The 20,010-nt window shown below is 38.5% G+C and carries 22 protein-coding genes and 1 pseudogene; 19 read left to right on the top strand and 4 right to left on the bottom strand.

Going from position 1 to position 20,010, the window contains the following annotated elements; translation table 11 throughout:
* Positions 1 to 30: 30 nt before the first annotated feature.
* From EV207_RS21155 to EV207_RS21145, 3 genes are read right to left on the bottom strand one after another with little or no spacing between them, the layout of a single operon-like run.
* A complete protein-coding gene (locus EV207_RS21155) occupies positions 31 to 885 on the bottom strand; it encodes a tyrosine-type recombinase/integrase (protein WP_243647195.1) in 855 nt (284 codons plus the stop codon).
* Positions 875 to 1,858: a tyrosine-type recombinase/integrase gene (locus EV207_RS21150; protein WP_132748209.1), complete on the bottom strand. Its 984-nt coding sequence runs from the start codon at positions 1,856 to 1,858 to the stop codon at positions 875 to 877. The genes EV207_RS21155 and EV207_RS21150 overlap by 11 nt, the downstream gene beginning before the upstream one ends.
* Positions 1,845 to 3,083, bottom strand: a complete 1,239-nt coding sequence (locus EV207_RS21145) for a tyrosine-type recombinase/integrase (RefSeq protein ID WP_132748207.1) — start codon at positions 3,081 to 3,083, stop codon at positions 1,845 to 1,847. Before EV207_RS21145 ends, EV207_RS21150 begins: the two co-directional genes overlap by 14 nt.
* A gap of 171 nt (positions 3,084 to 3,254) precedes the next feature.
* Here EV207_RS21145 and tnpC point away from each other — a divergent pair.
* The 19 genes and pseudogenes from tnpC to EV207_RS23990 form a co-directional block, all read left to right on the top strand.
* A pseudogene (tnpC, locus tag EV207_RS21140) lies at positions 3,255 to 3,845 on the top strand (IS66 family transposase); the annotation flags it as partial.
* A 265-nt stretch (positions 3,846 to 4,110) separates the two neighbouring features.
* Complete coding sequence (locus EV207_RS21135) at positions 4,111 to 4,650, top strand: DUF4352 domain-containing protein (protein WP_132748205.1); 540 nt, start codon at positions 4,111 to 4,113, stop codon at positions 4,648 to 4,650.
* A 43-nt stretch (positions 4,651 to 4,693) separates the two neighbouring features.
* A complete protein-coding gene (locus EV207_RS21130) occupies positions 4,694 to 5,050 on the top strand; it encodes a DUF4064 domain-containing protein (protein ID WP_132748203.1) in 357 nt (118 codons plus the stop codon).
* A gap of 383 nt (positions 5,051 to 5,433) precedes the next feature.
* Positions 5,434 to 7,182 (top strand): T7SS effector LXG polymorphic toxin, encoded by a 1,749-nt coding sequence (locus EV207_RS21125; RefSeq protein WP_165887033.1) that lies wholly within the window; start codon positions 5,434 to 5,436, stop codon positions 7,180 to 7,182.
* Positions 7,179 to 7,628, top strand: coding sequence for an SMI1/KNR4 family protein (locus EV207_RS21120; RefSeq protein ID WP_132748199.1), 450 nt, complete (start codon positions 7,179 to 7,181; stop codon positions 7,626 to 7,628). Before EV207_RS21125 ends, EV207_RS21120 begins: the two co-directional genes overlap by 4 nt.
* Positions 7,629 to 7,917: 289 nt before the next feature.
* Positions 7,918 to 8,085 (top strand): DUF262 domain-containing protein, encoded by a 168-nt coding sequence (locus EV207_RS23580; RefSeq protein ID WP_243647194.1) that lies wholly within the window; start codon positions 7,918 to 7,920, stop codon positions 8,083 to 8,085.
* Between the two features lie 8 nt (positions 8,086 to 8,093).
* Positions 8,094 to 8,369, top strand: coding sequence for a hypothetical protein (locus EV207_RS23575; RefSeq protein WP_341539815.1), 276 nt, complete (start codon positions 8,094 to 8,096; stop codon positions 8,367 to 8,369).
* Between the two features lie 65 nt (positions 8,370 to 8,434).
* Positions 8,435 to 9,463, top strand: coding sequence for a hypothetical protein (locus tag EV207_RS23570; RefSeq protein WP_243647193.1), 1,029 nt, complete (start codon positions 8,435 to 8,437; stop codon positions 9,461 to 9,463).
* Positions 9,464 to 9,716: 253 nt separating this feature from the next.
* Positions 9,717 to 10,040, top strand: coding sequence for a nucleoside triphosphate pyrophosphohydrolase (locus tag EV207_RS21110; RefSeq protein ID WP_132748198.1), 324 nt, complete (start codon positions 9,717 to 9,719; stop codon positions 10,038 to 10,040).
* Position 10,041: 1 nt separating this feature from the next.
* Positions 10,042 to 10,233 carry a phospholipase D-like domain-containing protein gene (locus tag EV207_RS21105; protein WP_132748196.1) on the top strand — a complete coding sequence of 64 codons (192 nt, stop codon included), beginning with the start codon at positions 10,042 to 10,044 and terminating at the stop codon, positions 10,231 to 10,233.
* 201 nt (positions 10,234 to 10,434) lie between these two features.
* Entirely contained in the window at positions 10,435 to 10,866 is a 432-nt protein-coding gene (gene tnpA / locus EV207_RS21100; RefSeq protein ID WP_132748194.1) for an IS200/IS605 family transposase, read from the top strand.
* Between the two features lie 341 nt (positions 10,867 to 11,207).
* Positions 11,208 to 11,354: a hypothetical protein gene (locus EV207_RS23565; RefSeq protein ID WP_243647192.1), complete on the top strand. Its 147-nt coding sequence runs from the start codon at positions 11,208 to 11,210 to the stop codon at positions 11,352 to 11,354.
* A gap of 272 nt (positions 11,355 to 11,626) precedes the next feature.
* Positions 11,627 to 12,703 (top strand): tetratricopeptide repeat protein, encoded by a 1,077-nt coding sequence (locus tag EV207_RS21090; RefSeq protein WP_132748192.1) that lies wholly within the window; start codon positions 11,627 to 11,629, stop codon positions 12,701 to 12,703.
* Positions 12,704 to 12,741: 38 nt separating this feature from the next.
* The gene (locus tag EV207_RS21085) at positions 12,742 to 13,491 is read left to right on the top strand and encodes a DUF6904 family protein (RefSeq protein ID WP_132748190.1); all 750 of its coding nucleotides are present in this window, start codon (positions 12,742 to 12,744) and stop codon (positions 13,489 to 13,491) included.
* Positions 13,492 to 13,588: 97 nt separating this feature from the next.
* On the top strand, positions 13,589 to 14,746 hold the full coding sequence (locus tag EV207_RS23315; protein ID WP_243647191.1) for a HEAT repeat domain-containing protein: 1,158 nt from the start codon (positions 13,589 to 13,591) through the stop codon (positions 14,744 to 14,746).
* 727 nt (positions 14,747 to 15,473) lie between these two features.
* Complete coding sequence (locus EV207_RS21075; protein ID WP_132748189.1) at positions 15,474 to 16,202, top strand: hypothetical protein; 729 nt, start codon at positions 15,474 to 15,476, stop codon at positions 16,200 to 16,202.
* Between the two features lie 16 nt (positions 16,203 to 16,218).
* The gene (locus tag EV207_RS21070; RefSeq protein WP_132748187.1) at positions 16,219 to 16,692 is read left to right on the top strand and encodes an SEC-C metal-binding domain-containing protein; all 474 of its coding nucleotides are present in this window, start codon (positions 16,219 to 16,221) and stop codon (positions 16,690 to 16,692) included.
* A 56-nt stretch (positions 16,693 to 16,748) separates the two neighbouring features.
* Positions 16,749 to 16,955 carry a hypothetical protein gene (locus EV207_RS21065; protein WP_132748185.1) on the top strand — a complete coding sequence of 69 codons (207 nt, stop codon included), beginning with the start codon at positions 16,749 to 16,751 and terminating at the stop codon, positions 16,953 to 16,955.
* Between the two features lie 254 nt (positions 16,956 to 17,209).
* On the top strand, positions 17,210 to 17,299 hold the full coding sequence (locus tag EV207_RS23990; protein WP_132748183.1) for a putative holin-like toxin: 90 nt from the start codon (positions 17,210 to 17,212) through the stop codon (positions 17,297 to 17,299).
* Between the two features lie 477 nt (positions 17,300 to 17,776).
* Here EV207_RS23990 and EV207_RS21055 read toward each other — a convergent pair whose 3' ends face one another.
* On the bottom strand, positions 17,777 to 19,567 hold the full coding sequence (locus tag EV207_RS21055) for a M3 family oligoendopeptidase (protein ID WP_132748182.1): 1,791 nt from the start codon (positions 19,565 to 19,567) through the stop codon (positions 17,777 to 17,779).
* Between the last annotated feature and the right edge of the window lie 443 nt (positions 19,568 to 20,010).

Genomic DNA, 20,010 nt, shown 5'->3' with positions numbered 1-20,010 from the left:
ACATGCATTATCAAGAAATAACTAAATAAATCAGGCTGGCAAGCTTATGTATTTTTTCATTGCAATCTTGTGTACTTTTACCTTGCAAAACACAGGTGGATAACTTCCAGCAGTAAACAGGGTTGGGTTATCATTTTGAGCAATGGTAATATATTTCTTGAATATTCCTTCTATGCATGAAACGGTCATCTTCTCATGCGTTTGGCTTGAAAATATATGTCTTTCAGGTTTATCACTGATTTTTCTGTGCCCAATATACTGCTTAAGCGGGGTGGCACAGGCGATAGGAATTCCGATACGGCGGCTCTTTCTGCCTTTCCCCATAATATTTAGTGTAGCGGCTTTTTGATGAAACTGAAGATTTCCGACCGTAAGGTCACATATTTCTTGTGCACGCACTCCGCTTGCATACATAAGACTGAGCAAGATTTTATCTCTGAGACCAATTTCCCTGTTTTCATTAGGAAGGGCTAAAAATATTGTGACCTCCTGACGGGTAAGAGTCGTCCTTTGCTTATGCTGGCTTTTCTTCATAGGAATCTTATTCACACTATTCCTGAAAACAGAAGCCGCAGCAAAATCCCGGTTTTGTGCATAAGCAGAAAAAGAGGTTATTGCAGATAACCGTTGGTTTTTAGTAGATGCACTGCAACCACGCACCGATTCAATCCATGTAAAAAATTCTGTTAACGTTATATAATCAAGTTTTTCAAAGGTAATTTTATCAGCTTCGATTCCTTTTTCCTTGTACATGAATTCGATGAGCAGGCGGAATGCATATTTATAGGATTTAACTGTATTGGGACTTGCACCTACGGAACATGGAAGATAGGTGGTAATAAAAGCGTCAAGGAGCCTTAAAAAATCAGATGCTTTATTCATCATAAGACACCTCCGGGAAAACCTGCAGTGTGTAATCCTCAAACAGTTCCATAGCTTGAGGGTATAGTTCGCTGCTGAATTTAAGATAACTCTCCTTTTCTTTAAGGCTGTCATGTCCCAGATATATAGATAAATAGGGAACAGAAGCGTCAATCGAACGCCCTGACTTTTCAGCTTCTGCAAAGGATTTAAAGGCAAACACATGCCTCAGGCAGTGAAGGCATGGTCCACGTTCCCGTTTTGCTTTACCGTTCAACGATATGCCGGCATATTTCAGTATGGTATTGAGTTTATTACGGGCAGATTTTACAGTAAGTGGTACTTTCTGTATTGCACTGGGGAACAGTAATGCTTCTGCTTTTCCTATCAACCCCATTGCTAAACAGTATCTAATCAAGATTGATGTCAAAGTCTGATGCATAGGTACTAGCCGTTGCTTGTCTCCTTTTGTCTGTTTTAGAATGAGGATTCCACCATCGAGATTCACATCCTTCATTTTCAAAGCTAGAGTTTCCCCTACACGCAACCCACAGCCATACATGATTCGGAGCATCATTGGAAACTCAAGCTGGATATAAGGATTCGGTTGGCACTTTGTAAGGGTAATATTATCGGATAATGCAAAAATCCTTTTCAGTTCCTCGTCAGAAAAAATATACGGAACATAATCATCTGTAACCTTCGGTATTGGCGGCATAAAAACCCTAATTCCAATACTGCTTAAATACCGGATAAACAGTCGTATAACAATAACCTTATTGGCAATGGAGCTGCTTTTTCCTGATAAATTTCTAACCCATTCGGTTATGACACTCTCAGAAATCTCCTTGTGTCGAAGATTACAATCTATCAAATAGCTATCGAAGGAGGTAAGATAATGGCAATCATGAGCATAGGCACTTTCACTTAGTACAGCTTCTCTCATTGATAGGAAATCCGCAAATTCAATGTGTAAGATACTTTTAAAGTCCGGCATAACTCCGCCCTCCATTCAGAAAAGCTTCGAACACACTGGAAGGTGCTGGTACCGCTAGTGCGTATTCACGTAAACGCTCTATATCAACTTTAGCATAATGCTTTATTGCGTTTGGATCCGTATGTCCAAGCACTTTACGTACAACATCATATGGTACTTGATCATTAACCATAGAGCTAGCGAGAGATGACCGGAATGTATGTAAACCATGCTTTTTATCAGAAATGTCAATGCCGGCTTTTCGAAAATATCGTGTAGTTGCAAATCGAATAGCCGAAGTGGTTATTCCCTGATAAGGAGCATTCTGACGGAGAAATATACGACATTCATCATTAACTGTCGGCCGTGCGTTTTCAATGTAATTCATAATAGCATCTTTTATTTCTGGGAGCAGTGGTAATTCTTGCGGTTGTAGGGTCTTTTCCTGAACTATGTGAATAGAATTTCCCTCAAAATCTATTTCATCAAAAATCAAGCCTGCGATATCTCCAGAGCGCATCCCAAGCCGAGTAGCAAGAAGTAGCATCGCATAATCACGTATTCCGATTTTACTTGACCGGTCTATAGCGTTTTCAAACCTGAGAATTTCATCCTCCGTGTATGTGGCAGGAACCAAAAATGGTCTTGTATAATGGGGGACAATGGTGGAATAATCGTATTCGATCACGTTTTCTTTGTAAAGATATATAAGGAACATTCGAATAACCGCCCAAGCGTCCTTATTATGAAACATCAAACAGGCTTTACATATCTGTGTGGAATTTATATCTCTTATGTCATTACATCCCAAAGTCATCAAAAAGATCAGAAAATCTCCACAGAATTTTCTTTTTCCTTTAATGGTTCCTGCCCGATTGCCATCCCGCTTACAAAATGACAGATAATCTTCAAGCAAAACCGCATGGTTTTCTGGCAACTTAACAGACGATTTCTTCCGTTGAGGTGAGTACTCTCTTCCATCACAATAGTCGCTTAACCTTCCTATTACTGTACTAATTGTCTTTTGAAAAGAAACACTTATTTCATGAGTGGAAATGTAATCCTCAACAAAGGCTTTCCCGTTTTCGGAAGAATACGTAGATATTTCATTCAGCTGCATATATAGTGCAAGGTTTTTTAATATTCGCCGGTAATTGTTCAGTGTTTTCTTTCCATAGCATTTTAATTGAAGCTCTCCTAACAATCCATGTGTCAGTTCCTCGACTGACTGATTCTCTTTTTCCATAAGATAAACCTCCTATACAATTGTGTATGGTTACATTTCCATCATTGCATAAGGGGGTCATAATTATTCGAGAAAAAAGATAAGGAATAAAGTGATTATGCGGAATTTCTCAACTCCTCTGGGATAACCAAACTTCTTGGATAATGGGCCTTATCCGAGAACTTAGATAAGGCCCACGCCCGGCGAAAGTTTGATGAAGCCCTTAAAGCACTTCCGGCATCAAAACATTCGGCACCTGTCATCGCAAAAGAAGGACTCGAGTTCTGTAACCAACTTTTTGCGGTTGAGCGCGATTTAAAAGATGTCGATCCAAAAAAACGTTATGAAAGTCGATTAGAGCGTAGCCAGCCCATATTGGATGCTTTTTTGGTGTGGCTTAAAAATCAAGAACGAAAAGTTCTTCCTAAAAGCGCCTTTGGCACAGCTATTCACTATTGTTTAAACCAATGGGATAAACTTGCCTCCTTCATGAAGGATGGCCGACTAGAGATAGATAACAACCGTAGCGAACGCTCGATTAAACCTTTCGTTATCGGTCGAGAAAACTGGATGTTTAGTAACACACCACGAGGTGCTCGCGCCAGTGCCATAATATACAGTGTGATAGAATCGGCTAAAGAGAATAGCTTAAATCCATTCGCCTATCTCACTTATCTCTTTGAGAAACTGCCAAATATGGCTATCGAAGATCAAGATGCGCTTGATAAACTCATGCCTTGGTCAGCAGCCATCCCATTAAGCTGCCGCGTGTTTAAAAAATAATAATTAAATCATAACCAATCCCCACCTAGAAACATAGGTGGGGATTATTTGACGCTTACGTATCCCTTACGGCATGGCTCGTTTAGAAGATGATGTGTAATCAACATACACAGCTAATAAATAAATGGTCAGGGGGACAACAATTTTTTCCAGATTATTACCATACTTTGTTACGATTATATTACAAATAACACTATACTGTTAATAAGAGCTGTGTTAATGTAATAAAAGCACTGTATATTTACTTTATGGGGGGATTTATTTTATGAAAGTGAAAAAGTTAATAACAGCTAGTTTAGGTGTTGTCTTAGTATCATCTATCTTTTTACTGTCAGCTTGTGGAGAAACTGAGGTTTCAAAGGTTGACAATGGAGATAAAAAGACTGAGGCTAAAGCTGACGAAAATACTAAGAAAAAGGAAAATAAGGTCTTTAAGATTGGTGACACTGTAAAGGTTAATGATGTAGAGCTAACAATTACAAAAGCATCTTATACTGACCCTGCCCCTTACACAAAGGCAGAAAAGGGTAAAGTACTTACTATAGAGCTAAAAGCTAAAAACTCAGGTGATACTCAAGCTTTTGTAGATAACACAGACTTTAACCTATATGACAAGGATGGTAACAAGCTTAAAGATTACTTTGGCTATGATGAAATGGCTGTATCGGGGGAACTTAACAAGGGTAAGCAGTTAACAGGTAAACTTTACTTTGATGTACCACAGGCTAATAGCTATGAGCTAGTATATACTCCTGCGTTTTCGCTCGATAGCAAAGAAATTAAATGGAATATTGAGGTTAAGTAATCGAAGGTACGTATAAATAAAACAGAATAGGGGTTTTTCAACAATGAAAAGGAATACTGAATTTGTCCTAGGTTTACTAGGTGGCATATTTGGTTTTATTGCAGCAGTTTTTGCACTGTTTATGGGTTCGATTGATGAGGCTATAAATGGTTCTAGCTCACTAGGAAGTTTAGGTGTTTCAGCAATACTTGCTTCTATAGTTGCTATTGTAGGTTCTGTTGTAGTCAAGTTTAAGCCTAAAGTCGGCGGCATTATCATGTTAGTTGCAGGAATTTGGGGCATCATTAGCGTTTCTTTCTTCTACATTCTTTCCACAGTACTTTTAGTTATTGCGGGTCTTATGGGACTTCTTGTAAAGAATAAGAATGCAAAGAAAAGTAATAAGACAATCGAGGTATAAGCAAAATGGGGTAGGCACGCAGCCTGCTCTTTTTTGTTCTTTCTTTCATTCATTCTACCTTAAATCACTTTCCGGGGTGGTAAGAAGACGCATTATGGTGACTGCACCTTGTAACAAGTGATGGAAGCCCCGACATGCATGCCAAAAATCCGAAACATCAAAAATGAAATAACTACTTAAGCTAAAGGTGTCATGCTATGCCTCCGTTTGTTTGATTTAGGTTTATTCTTGTAAAATAAAAGAATTATTCCCTTTATACTCGTAATTCCTTTTAAAATTAACTCCAGTTAACGAAGAAACCTGGAAACAAAAGGTTAATAATATGGTAAACTTATACATAAAGAGGTAAACGGAAGTATCACATTGTAATGGGTTGTGATGATATGATTCAAAGCGCTGCAAATGGGGGATCGAATAAGATATTCGACTCGAAAGCGCTGATAGCGGCTATAGGAGAACGGCATGATCATTATGAAACAATGCAAAACGACCTTACAGGCCTAAAAGAAGCTCTTCAAGGGGTCGCAACGCTTGGTGATGATGAGTTCACGGGTAAGGGAGCTGAAGCCATCAAAGGCTTTTATAAAGCACAGGTCGAAGTGGTTGATAAATGGCTAGATTTGGTGGCCATGCAGCTCGCTTTTTTGAAAGCGATTCCCGGGAAGGTGGAAGATGAAGCCCTTGGTAGCGGTACGGTGGTTGATTTGTCATTTCTGTTTGATGACCTTGCCCGATCCGGGGTACGCTCGAAAGACATCGTCTTAGCCCAACAAGATGATCTGCAAAAGATTTTTGACGGGATCAAAGACATCATTTCCCTAGATGTCTTTTCAACACAGGAATTTAATCAACATATAGATGAGGCTGAAAAAGAGCGGAACCAAACCATACATAAAGTTACAGACCTTGATAACCATTTAACAAGCGAATATGCGAAGATAGAATTAGAAAGCCATTATGTCCAGCATTTCTTTAGTAAGCTGCTGGAAGCATCAAGTCAAAACGGCTCGGTTAATCCGATGTATTACAATGCGAAGACCTTTCATTCCAGTGATGTTTACCAGATGAAGGATGAAATCGGTGATAGTGTTAAAGGCTATCTAAATTTAAAGGACCAAGAGGAGTTGGTAAGGAAAAGACGAGAACAAGAAGAATTATTTCATAAAGCACCTGAACTTAATGGTATTGATGAAATGCAAACTGCGGATGTCGAATGGGAGATTGTCAATGGCATTGGTGTCGGCACCTATGACTTTGCAAAAGACACCGCAACGGGGATATGGAACCTAATCCGCCATCCGGTTGAATCCGTTCAACGCATTGTCTACGCCGTAAAGCATGCCGATAAAACATTCGAGTATGTCCGCGATGCACTCGTTAATTCCTTTGACCATGAGATGATCCACGGTGATGCTTACTCCCGCTCAAGGTGGATTACCTATTCTATAGAGACCATTGCCGCTTCTGCATTTGGAACCAAAGGTGTTGATAAATTTGCAAAGTCAGCTAAAATGGCTGAAAGGGCAAGGAAACTAAGTCAGTCTGCAAGGAGAACAGCAAACCAAATCCGAGATAACGTGCGGTCGGCGGATTTTAATCCTTTTAGACCACTCCAGCCTCAGTATCAAATGGCCGGAGTGCCAAACGGCATCCCTTTTAATGTGTTTGATACAGGGAATATCAAAAACACGTTGAGGATGATTGTTCCTTGGAATATGGCCAAGGTTTATAAAAATTACGAACCAATGGATTATAAAGGAAACACAAAGGTTAATGGAGAAATTAGGGATATAAGCAGAAGGGTTTATCAAAGGAAGGATATTGATTTGGATTTGATAGATCCTAAAACCGGGAAATCAAATTTAGAATTAATGAAAAAAGGAAGATCTCCGGTGTGGAAGGATGGAACAGCCGTAGAACTTCATCATTTAATACAAAAGGAACCGGGCTCTATGGTGGAAATACCTGCGAGTATGCACGATGAATATACAAAAATTTTACATGGCTTAGTAAAAAACGGCGGTAGTTTCAGAAATGATCCCGTTTTAAGAAAACAATATGACAACTTCAGGGCAAAATATTGGAGATGGAGAGCTAAGCAAATTGATAAAGGGGTGTACTTTGATAAATGAGTAGGCAAGCATTAGAAAAATTCATAAATGAACATTCCGAAAGTGACGACTTTACAGGTGGTGTTGATCAGGATAAAATCGAGTTTATACAAAATAAACTTGGGGCAAAATTGCCAAAAAGCTATAAATGGTTTTTAGCCAATTATGGATCCGGTGGGATATTTGGGGTAGATATTCTTGGATTTGCAAAGTCGAATATTGCCTCTGTGGTCATAGAAACAGAAAGGTACAGAAAGTTAGGTCTGGAAAGTCATTTAGTGGTTGTTGAAAATTGTGATGAATATATGTACTGTCTTAATACAAGTGAAATGGCGGGTGAAGAGTGCCCCGTTACAGTCTGGGATAGACATGCTGGGTTAGATGATTTTAATGAAGCTGACAATTTTTACGACTTTTTATTTGAAAGACTTACAGAAGCAAAAGATAATTGTGATGAAGACTTTTAAAATTCATTGATCCTTGAAAGGTAACACCAATCAAGGATTTTTTTGACTGTTGAAGAGAGATAAAATAATAGTTGCGGGTTTCTCTAAATATGTTTAGAAGCTTCTGCTGTAATGAGATATTCATCTCTTTCCCCCTAAAAAATCTAGGGAGTATTTGTCGTTTCAAAAAGGACTATGTAATCAAATGTCGAAGTGGTGGAGTGGGTTTAAAATTTAGAAAGAATATGTTAGTAACGCAGACAATGAAATACAATATTAATTGTTAATCTGGAAAGGAGCATATTCAGTTATGAGCGCAATAACCACTTTTGATAGTACTGTTGAAAGTTTAACAGATTTATTAAATAGTATTGAAGAATTGAGAACCCAATTGCCAGATTTTCAAAGAGGTTGGGTATGGGATGATGAAAGAGTAAAACAACTTTTAGTTAGTATATCTTTTTATCCTATCCGATAGGATCTGTTATGATGCTTCAAACAGGTAACCCTAATGTACGATTCGCCCCTAGACCAGTTGAGGGAATTACTGACTCTAATCAAGTGGAACCTGAAAGGTTAATACTGGACGGTCAGCAGAGATTGACTTCACTTTTCCAATCTTTAATGTTAGGTAAGCCTGTGAAAACAAGGGATACTAGGGGGAAAGAAATCTATCGTTACTATTACATAAATATAGATAAAATTATAATCCCGAAATTGATAGAGAAGAAGCAATTATTAGTGTTCCCGCGGATAAAATAGTTAAGGGACCAGGTAATATTGTCATTGCAGATTATTCGGATACGATAAAAGAGTGCGAAGAAGGAATGCTTCCAATAAATTTAATACTTTATCCTGCCGAGTTATATAAATGGTATAGTCAGTATTCTAGTGACAGCAATAAACTCGCTGAAAGAGCTTTGAAATGGAATAAGTTGACTTCGGATGTTGTCCCAAGATTTCAGAACTACCAGACACCGGTAATTATGCTTAGAAAACAAACTCCTAAAGAAGCAGTATGCCAGGTATTTGAAAATGTTAATACCGGCGGGGTTTCCCTAACCGTATTTGAACTATTAACGGCTTCTTTTGCAGCTGATAATTTCGAATTGAGGAGGGACTGGGAAGCAAAAAGGGAAAGGCTGACAAATACAAATAATGTATTCAACAAAATACTTTCCGATATAAGCAGTACAGATCTGTTACAGGCAATTTCACTTTTGAAAACATATAATCGTAGAAAACAAAATTCTATATCTGCAGTAAGTTGTAAGAGGAAGGATATTTTAAAACTTACCTTAGATGATTATCTTGCTTGGGGTGACAAGGCAGTTGATGGGTTCATTCAAGCGGCGAAGTTCCTTCAAGAGCAAAATATATTTTCTTCTAGGGATTTACCTTATGGGTCACAGTTAATTCCTCTGTCGGCTATTTTTGTTGAATTGGGCGGCAAAGCACACAACTTAAATGTTCGTAACAAAATAGCGCGATGGTACTGGTGTGGGGTATTGGGAAAAATGTATGATGGCGGTTCAGAAACAAGATTCGCAAGGGATCTTCCTGAACTAATTGATTGGATTAATGGTGGGGCGGAACCAAGCACTATTAGAGATGGTAATTTTGCCGCCGACAGACTTTATTCTCTTCGTACACGTAACAGTGCCGCCTATAAAGGTCTGCATGTTTTATTAATGAAGCAAGGGGGGAGAGATTTCATTTCTGGAGTGCCTATAGATATACAGACCTATTATGGTGATCAAATCGATATTCATCATATATTCCAAAGAGTATATTGTGAGAAAAACGGGATAGATAAAAAAATGTATGATTCAATAGTTAACAAAACACCCATTTGATTGAAATTGGTTCTATTAGAAATGATGATTTCGATAACTTCTTTGAGGCAAGGGCGTGCTAACATTATTCAAATCATTGAAAGTGTTATGGGTAAAACGGTTATTTAACTATTTTGCAAAGATGAAAGCAGGGAATAAATCCCTGCTTAAATAATGCGCCTAATTCAAATAGCAATCAATAATGGTTAATAATGTTAATTGTGAGTAGCATACAAGAAGTCATTGTTAATACCATAACTGTGGAGGAATCCATATGCCAACCTACAACAAACTCGTTCGGGACCGAATCCCGGAGATTATTGAAAAGACTAACAAGAAGGCTGACACCCGCATTTTATCTAGTGAAGAATACATAACTGAACTTAGGAATAAGAGTTTTGAAGAATTACGGGAGTACATGGAAACAGATAATAATCAAGATGCTATTGAGGAACTGGCGGATTTGCTTGAAACCATCCACGCTTTGGCAAAATGCCATGACATGGATTTCAGTGAGGTTGAAAGGGTACGGAAAGCCAAAGCTGAAAAGCGCGGCGGGTTTGAGGAAAGAATTTTTTTAATTGATGTAGAGGATTAGCATGACGAAAGTAGCCTTAATAACTGAGCAGCTAGGGGAACATTTGCTGGCAAAAATCGAAGGTGCCGAGTCTATTTGTATACTAACTTCCTTTGTAATGAATTCTGGGGTGCGATTGATAAAGGAGGCACTATGGAAAGCAGCGGACAGAGGGGCGGATGTTAAGGTTCTCACTGGTGATTACTTTTTATAACTCAGCCGAAGGCATTGGAAGAGCTTTATAATATCCATTCAACGATTGAGATTAGAATATATAAGAGTCATGGCAGGTCTTTTCATCCCAAAGCTTATTTATTTAATTTCCAAATGCGTGGTCTAACTCCACCGTCTTTAGACGGTATCAGCTTTTAGCCTTATCTCTGCGTGTCCATACTTAGGGGTGAGGTGAAAAAGTATGGACGGCTATAGAAAAACGAGTCATGCAGTATATGATATCAAGTATCATGTCATCTGGGTCACAAAATATAGATATAAAGTGTTACATGGTCCCATTGCAGTAAGAACACGTGAGTTAATCAGGCAAGGATGTGAAGCAAGGGGCATCACAATCTTACAAGGAAGTGTAGGGAAAGACTACATACACTTATTATTATCATGTCCGCCAAGTTTGGCGCCCAGTAAAATCATGCAGTACCTAAAAGGAAGGTCCTCAAGAATTCTTCAGGATCAATTCCCTGAACTAAAAAAGAAATACTGGGGCCAACATTTATGGGAAAGGGGCTATTTTTGTGCCACAGTTGGAACAGTGACAGAAGAAACAATTAGAAACTATATAGCAAATCAGTTCAACGAAGAGAAGAACGACATATTCAGGATTGAAGAATGAATTTACTCGAAATATTGATTGAGCTTAAGCTTAAGGCTTTGAGATGACTTTAGTCTTAAGTTTACGACTTTAGTCATTTATGTCCAAATCCACCTACTTTAGCAGGTGGTCGTTTAATTAGTGAGTACAAGAAAGAAAACTGCTATACAGCACCATTTGTTTTATTGGGGTCATGTGAGTATGTCAAACATTCCGGAAATAAGCCCATGAACGTTATATGGCGCCTTCATCACGATATGCCACCGATGCTCGTTCCAAAGGCGAATAAGAGTATATTTTATAATTTCTTGAAGACTGGCTTCATCCATTGATAAGTAATGTCTGATTAGGAGGAAAACGAAATGAGTGAGATTGTAAGAAGTGATATTAATGAAGAATGGGTGCATTCTGGAATTGTAGAAGCTGGTGATTTTGCATTCATTAATTATTGTGCTGGAAATATTGGTCAACCCATTGAGAATCAGTTTATGGTGCATTTGACCATTTAGAGGGGCGACTGAAATCAATCGGTTTAAGTTTAGAATCAGTTGTTAAGATTGATTGTATGTTTAGAGATATTTGGAATATCCCCGTGCTGGAAAAGGTAATCAAAGAAAGATTTAATGGTAAGTATCCTGCACGAAAATCAATACAAACAGAATTTGCTCATCGTGGCGGGGAAGATGGAGCGGGGAAGATGGACTCCAATTCCAAGTTGATGCTATAGCATTTAAGGATTAACCTTTCAATAAATAATAGAGAAATAAAGGGGAAGGTAATAGTGTTGAAACAGGCAGAACTTATAAATCCGTTATTAGTAGAAGCCTTAGGTTGTAACAATGGAGATGCCGGGTCGCCTAATGATTATAATCTGTCCTCATTACGTGGAAAAACTGCGGCAAAAATCGCGGCAAATATGGACAGTATTGAAAAATCGGTCGAACCCAATATACATAGGCTTAAGTGTCTGGATTGCGGCAAAAAGGGAGAATATGATATAGGCGAAGTTTTCATTAATATTGAAGATCACAACATAAATAAAGAAGATCCCATCGATCATTACCTTCAATGTACAGGTTATTTTCGCTGTAAGCATTGCAACTCAGCGGGCAATTGGGAGATACCGAATAACATGTTGCAGGAGGTGACTTTCGCACTTCCATTATTAACAGTAAACCCAGATTTCGGACATTATTCTATCGGTAAAAGTCAGGCCTTTGACGGCAGCATGCACCGTTATTCAACCGACACGGAAAATCATATCTTGAAGAAAATCATGACTGAGGGGCAAAACGCTTATTATTGGAATCGTTTAGGTAATATATACAAACAGGGCAGGAGGCCGGACCTGGCAGCAGTAGCATTTGAACAGTCAATCCGAATAGACAATGATCAACTGGAATCGCATTATTCACTCGGTAATTTATTGATAGAAATCGGTAGGCTGAAGGAAGCGCGAGCTCATTTTCAAAGGGTCTTACGAACAGCCCATACTTACAATGAACTAAAGGCGGAGAGTCTCCGTGATTTTGTCAGTTCAGCATTGCAGCAATTATTTTACATTTCAGATGGGGCTGAGTCATTTCTATCCAGTTTGCCGACAAGGGAAAACATTTTGGAGGAACATGAGGGTATTGGGATTGGAGAGGGTTTAGAAATAGATTTAGAATTAATCCCAGATGAACTCGAGTCCTTTTATCCCTTAGCAGAAGTGTATATGGGTCAAAATGCGAAAAAGCTCCCTTTAAAGAAACGCATGTTGAAATATCAACCAATGAATCGTTCCCAGGAGCTAAGAATGAAACAAAATAAGAAAAAGAAACGAAAAAAGGAGAGGAAGAAACGAAAGAAGAAGTGAATGAAATGCAGCTGACGATAATGAAATGAGGTGAAAAAATGCTCTATGCCAAAAACACCCCAAACAATGCAGGGGTAATGATTTATGGTGACAATAAAGATTTTGAAGCCCTTTATGCGGCTTTACATGCGGTAGTGGGGGAAGAGGGCGAATTTGCTTCTTATGAAGGAGCTTACTATAGAGTGCTCGGCGTTTGCTACGATATTCGCCACGCGCTAATGGGTGATCGGGAAATTGAGTTCGTCGATAACGGGATGGATCAAGAAAAGATGCGCCGCTTATCCATGATATCGAATGACAAAAATGTGTACCTGGCCATACATGTGTTATGGCCTGAAATGCTTTTTGTTACGATGGCATTAAATGATTTTGTCAGGCTTTACGCGATGAAAAAGTCAAAGAAAAATTATGACTATATGTTGAATAAACGAACGATTTGGGATGCCGCATTGGCCCATGTGCGAATGTTGCAATCAGCTATTGCGGAAGCTATAAAAGAAACGGTAACGGAAGCCGCTTTTAGCCGAACGATGAATTTAATGATCAAAGATTATACATGGTTTGATGACTATGCGACTCAATATGTGGATTTGCTTAATATAAGATTTCTTGAAATGGATAGGGAAAAACGGTTGAAAAACATTACGATCATGGCAAAGCGATTAGCAGAAAAGGGGACAGAATACCAAAGAGTGCGAGCAGATGTCATAGAAGCAGCTGGCAAATATAATTGTTCAATGAATGAGATAAGGCTTAATTTAGAGTTTCCTGAAGAGATCGATTGGTAACCGGCATTCCGGTGAAATTCATCACAATAAGCAATCACTCTATTATAAAATGGACAATCAAAAGAGAGAATTTACTTTTTTAAATGGGAGAGATAAAATGATTCAACCACATGAAGTCAAATCATTTCTTTTACATGAAGATGGGGAAGTCCGCTTATGGGCGGTTAAATATTTTGTGAAGGGTAATGTTCCAGGTGAAAACAAGTTGGATATCATGCCACTAATCTTGGAAAGTGTTAAAAAGTATCCGGATCAAACAGAAAAAAATAATATTATTCTGTCCTACGCTGCCAAGCTTCCGTTAGCCACAGACTCAATAGAAATGATCATTGCCAATTTAACAGCTGATAAAAATTATGAAATGTATTATGCAATAATCCTATCTCAAGCTGATCCAAGACCAGTTTTACCTTATCTTGACGACCTCCGTCGGCTGATACCAAATGGGTTCATAAAGATCATACAGTCTCGCCACGATTTTACGGATAAAGATACGGAGTCCTTATGGGAAGAATTAATTAATTTTGGAAATGATGCTGCTGGGAAATACATTAATGAATTTAATTATTCATATGGAAAGTACCTAGCTTGGGAACTAGCGAAGAGAAGCGACCTCCCTTCCGAAAAGATATTGAATGTCTTCCATCAAGATAAGGAAATTTCTATTCCGGGTTATACCGAGATATATCTAGCAATGATCCTTGGCATTAGGAAGGAAAAGAAAGCAGTTCCTACACTGCTTGAATGGCTCGCAGGTGATGGTGATCTTGAATGTGAGGTGGCTGTAGAAAGTTTAGTCAAAATAGGTGACATTGAAAGTGTGACGATAATAAAAGACCGCTTTATAAATGAGGATAATGAGGGTTTTCGAACCTATGCCAGCGGTATGTTGGGCAAAATAAAACACCCAAAAAGTGAAGAAGCACTGATTGACTTACTTGAAGAAGACTGGGATGACAACACTCTAGTTACCTATCTTGCAGACGCACTATGTGAACTAGTTTCCGTAGACGGCATACCGATCGTAAAAAAAATTGTTGAAGAGCGTCATTATGTACCCGGAATATTAGACCTTAAAGAATCACTGTACTGCACTTGTATGATCGTAGGCATTGACATCCCGGAATTTAATAACGCAAGGCAGTCAGCGCTTCTAACGCCGAATCAATCGTATGTTCGTAAAGGGAAGATTGGACGCAATGATCCTTGTCCTTGTGGCAGCGGTAAGAAATACAAAAAATGCTGTGGGAGATAGTTTGCGGATTTATCCCACATCTTTACAAATAAAAAAACTATGAGAAAAAAGAGCGCTCACAAAAGTGAGTGCTTTTACAATTTTAGCTTAAAAACTGGAAGCAAAAGGTTAATAATATGGTTAACTTATACATAGAAAAGCAAGCGGCAAAACCATTATTAATCGGTGGTGATAAGGGAGGCTGCTCATCTATATCAGCGGAATCTGAGTCCTTTAACGAAAAGAATGAATAAATGACAATAAATTTAAAAAGGCGTACCCTTGAAGATTTACACCCAACTTCATGAAATTGGTTATGAAACATTTACTGAGACATAAGGATCAGAATTCAACCGAAAATTAAAATGCCTATTTGGAAAGGGCACTTAACTTAAAACAAATAGAATGAGAATTATCCAATTTTTCTTCGCAATTTGGCCAATATATTTTAATGGCGACAGGTAGTGATAAATTGTAAAAATTATCTTGACAATTTACGGATTTAATATAAAAATAGAAGAAATACCATCTCGAATGTCTCATCGAATGACATGCCACAATTCCCCATAAAGGAAGACTACTAAGTATCCCTCTTATCACCATCTGAACGCCATCCCACAGGAAAACCTCATTTATCTTCATCATAGATTTCCCGGTAAAAGAAGGATAAGGAGCATCTCCCTTAAATATCCACCTATCAAGCAATTAAGTGAGACATTTAGAAGGAAATAAAGAAGGGATTGATCTGATGAAGGTTATGAAAATTGAACCTAATGAGAAGCTTGTTGAATTTTCACAGTCACAAAAACAGTTTCGGCAAGACCAGCCTGTTTCCAATGACTTAAGGAGTATGATGGGGGATGTGCACAGGGACTTTACAAAATATATGATGGAACAGCATTTCGATGATGTTCAATCGTTATTGAAGGAATATATCGATGATCACCATCCCATAGAAGAAAAACGCCAGGCATTGCAAAACAATTTATTCTGGTGGAAAATTCTAAATGACGGGGGTCAGGAGCTAAAGTGGAACTGTACAGATGGCTTTATTGGCGAAAATTATCACCGTTTTATAGATAAGCCGCTCATTACTTCCTGGCTGAGGGAGTGGGATAAGGCCGTCACAAAGTTTTATTATGTGGGTTACAAACATAGCGACCGGATTTTTGTTGTTTTTGATATACTTGAGGACAAAATGCTGGATGTAATTGTAAAGGATCCTGGAGTTGTTTCCCCGGGTCAAGGCGAAATTGTGGCGGGAACGCTTATTCCATACGGCGGGGGGATATATGCCCCTATTACAGACTTTTATCGGTTCAACTATGAAGCTAGAGAAGCGATAGGGGGGACTTTCAGGCATCATTATGACACATATTTAAAGGCAAATTCACTGCCTGCAGCATTTATCCATGTTCTTTCCGTCATGTTACAAATTGAACGACGCATTGCTCTAAAGTTACAAAGGATCAAATAAAGGGGGGAATGGAAAAATGAGAGCTGTGAGTCCGGCTGCCATATTAAAAGGCGACACCCAACTATATATCGATGTGTTTGGCAATTTAGATGGGATTGAGTTAGCTACTTCTGTCGATGACGTTACCTATGCTATTTTTGATCGGTACTGCATGAACCCCAATTGTAAGTGTAATGATGTTTTTCTCCGCTTCTTGACAAACAAAAAAGACTTTGCCATTACATTATCGCTTAAAACTAAGAAATACGAGATTGTTGATAAAACCGGAATATCGGAAGAACAAGCAATCAAGGTTGTAAAACATTCATTAAAAGATAGCGATAAGGCGATTCAATTATTCAAAGAGCGGTATGCGAAAATGAAGAATGCAGGGAGAGAAGCTTTAAAGGGGATCGTACAGATGGACGAGCCAACAAGACAGAAGCCTGACCGAAATGCCCCTTGTCCATGCGGAAGCGGGAAAAAATACAAAAAATGCTGTGGGCTTTGAATTCAAAATTTGATTTCATTAGGTACAAATGAAATTTGCTTTTGGAGCACTTGCCAATGGCAGGTGCTCTTAAAATTATTAAAACCGGAATGTCAGGCAGTTCGAAAGGTCATATATTATTTAAGAACAATACCTTCTATCCTTCATTTAATGTCGCACCTGATGACCAAGAAAAGCTATACCAATGGACGAAGGAAATATGTGACTATCGCTTGCACTATCACTTTGAAAGAAGAGTTAATAATAAAGAGAAGCAGGGATAATTAATGTCAGCATGCCCATTTTGTAAGCAAGAATAGATGGAGCAAGAAGACCGTCGCTGGGCTTGTGTTAATGCCGCAACAAGACATAACTTTTTTAAACAAGTGAATCCGAAATTACAAAAGAAAGCGAAGAAAACACTACGATAGAATCCTTTAAGTGATATAATTAATTTATGCAATAGACGGACAATTCATGGGGGTCGGCGTTCCCTTGCTTTTCCACTCCAACTAGGAGCGGAAGGAGGTGAACGCCTATGTCAGTTTTTCAGGCTATTTCCTTAATGATTACTTTCGGGATATTCCTTATAGCCTTGTTGACATATATTAAGAAAGACAAAAAATAGACCCCCCACTGGATTGACAGCCTAGGGAAGGTCTATCTTTTGTTTACCAAACCGACGCTGACCCCTTTGAAGGGTACGTCTTATTGCTGACTGGGGATGCTCGAACATCTCCAGTCCTTTTATTTTATTGCGTATGGACTATTTATATTCATTATACAACACTTGAGTAAAAAATAAACCATTCGCAATCACTCATTTAAAATGTAACTCAAAGGAGGGAGTTCGGCCATCTAATATTGAAAGATTATCAAGGGGAAGCAAAATATTTAAATAAGGAGCAAAAGTGGTCATTCGTATACGATTTACAACAGCATCACTCATTCATTATAGGACTCAGATTCCGCTATTTGCCCTAATGGTACTAAAATTGGCCCTCAAATGCCAAATAGAAAGTGCCGAGTGAATTTGCGTTAAAAGCCTCTTACTATTGGCAAAAAGGACGAACAGCACTAATAGACTGTCCGTCCTTAATCTCACTTATATAATATCCTCCGTTAAAATCAAATACTCGTTAATTGCGTCTATTGTTGGTTGGAGGGGGGATTCCCAAAAGTCTTTCTTACCAATATCTTGGTTTAAATAAGCAGCTGCTAATTGTTCAACAGTCATTCGACCTGTGTTACGTAATAGTTCGTCATATTGTTCCGGGAATTGGCTTCCCTTTTCCTTGGATAGCGCATAGATGCCATTGCTAAAGAGGTAACCAATTGTATATGGGATGTTATAGAAGGACAGGTCTGTATGAAAAAAGTGGGGGATCGTTATCCATTCATATGGGTTTAGCTCATCAACGATACCCCCATATAGGTCGTTCCTCGTATCATCCATTAAATTGGATATTTCCTTTGCAGTCAGTGGTGCTTGTTTCCTTTTTTTATATAGCTTTTGTTCAAATTCAAACATCGCTGGGACGACCACTTGGTATTTCAAACCGTTCAAAATCTTCAATTCCAGTAAGGAGAGTTTTTCATTCTTGGTTGATGCGTGTTCAATTGCAGCATCTAACACAAGGTTTTCAGTAAACGTGGATGCTGTTTCCGCAACACTGACACTAACTTCTTGGGAAAAGGCTGGTTCATTATGCAAAATATAATTATGGTAAGCATGGCCAAGCTCGTGGGCAATCGTCACAATGTCTTGGTAGCTTCCTGTATACGTGAGAAAAATTCGGCTTTGCTTGGCTAGTGGCATTGTAGCGCAGAATCCGCCATGCATCTTGCCTTTGCGATCTTCAGCCTCGATCCAACCTTCATGAAATGCCCTTTCTGCAAATTGCCCTAACTTTTCACTAAACTTATGGAATTGGGTTATCACGATTTCTGCTGCTTCAGTATAAGGGATTTTTTTATCAGAAATGAAGCTTGGTGTATTTGTATCATACCAGGCCAGTTTTTCTAGATTCATGACCTGTGCCTTCCGCTGTAAAAAGGAATGGAAGATACCCATTTTTCCTTTAAGGGCTGCAACCATAGTATGAACTGTTTGTTCGTTGATTCTATTCTGTTCCATTGCCTCTTTCAGAACATTATCCCATCCGCGCTGTTTATAGACATCCAGCCTGAATCCGTTAATTCGATTGAGAACTGTGGCAAATGATTCAGCCTGTTCCGCGCAAATTTCCACGATTTTATGTGCCGCCTGCTGCCTTAGGGAGCGATCACTTGAAAATACCGCATAACTTAACGCCTGCCCAATCGATAGTTCTTCTTTCCGGCCATCTTTTTCAATTGGGATTCGCAAATTGCCCATCATCTGTTCATAATAATCTTCCCATCCAAGAAACCCATTTATTGATAGATCGTTGATCAACTTTTCCATTTCAATCGGCAGCTTATCCGCTATTTTTTGTTTGCGTTCCTTTATGTAAAATTGATATTTTTTGACATCTTCGTGTTGCAGAAAATCATGATATTCAGATTCTGAAAATCTGGCTAATCGTTGTTCCATATCAATTTGTAATGATTCAAAATCGGCTTTAATTTTTTCGCCTTCACCCATTAATTTCGAAATATCGGGATCATTCACATTCACGGAATATAGACAAAACATGAAGTCGTCCAATTCTCGTGACGCACTCAGAAAATCCTGCATTTCTTTAAAAAAGTCAACCATGCCTTGTGTATCGGAGTGATCAACAGTTTGGATCTTTTCTTGTAATCTTTTAATATCCTGCTTTAATTGCGATATTAATTCATTTAATTTGCTTGAATTTTTACCGCCTGGGTAAAGAGAATCTAGATCCCAGTTTTCACTTATCACTTTCTCCATTACGACATCCCCCCAAAAACTGTTATATAGAATAGTATAAATTATAAGTAAATTTATTGCATCTGCCTCATGGCAGGTTTCTTTTTTGTTTTCGGGAAGTAACGCATATACATACAACACAGTAAAGGGTTTGGCTGCCGCAATAAAAACGAGGATGTAGCTAAATTCCAAAGGAAATTGATGGTCGTAAGGGATTGAACCTTTTGCTTGAAGAAGGCAAATGCTTCCCGTAAATAAAGGTTATCGTCACATTATGTCGAAGAGATTACTAAACAATGGGGAGGTTTGCCCGCGATGTGGAGTCGGCAGTATCCTATACATAAAAAAATAACATTGAACAAATACAATCCTGAATTATTCATACATGCGATGGAAAATGAGATTTAAGTCCAAAGCTACCCTTTTTAATCCTATTTTTGGGAAAAAGTCTATGAAATTCACTG

Source organism: Scopulibacillus darangshiensis (assembly GCF_004341035.1).
In the GTDB taxonomy this organism is placed as follows: Bacteria; Bacillota; Bacilli; order Bacillales; family Sporolactobacillaceae; genus Scopulibacillus; species Scopulibacillus darangshiensis.
This window is presented reverse-complemented; position numbering and strand designations above follow the sequence as displayed.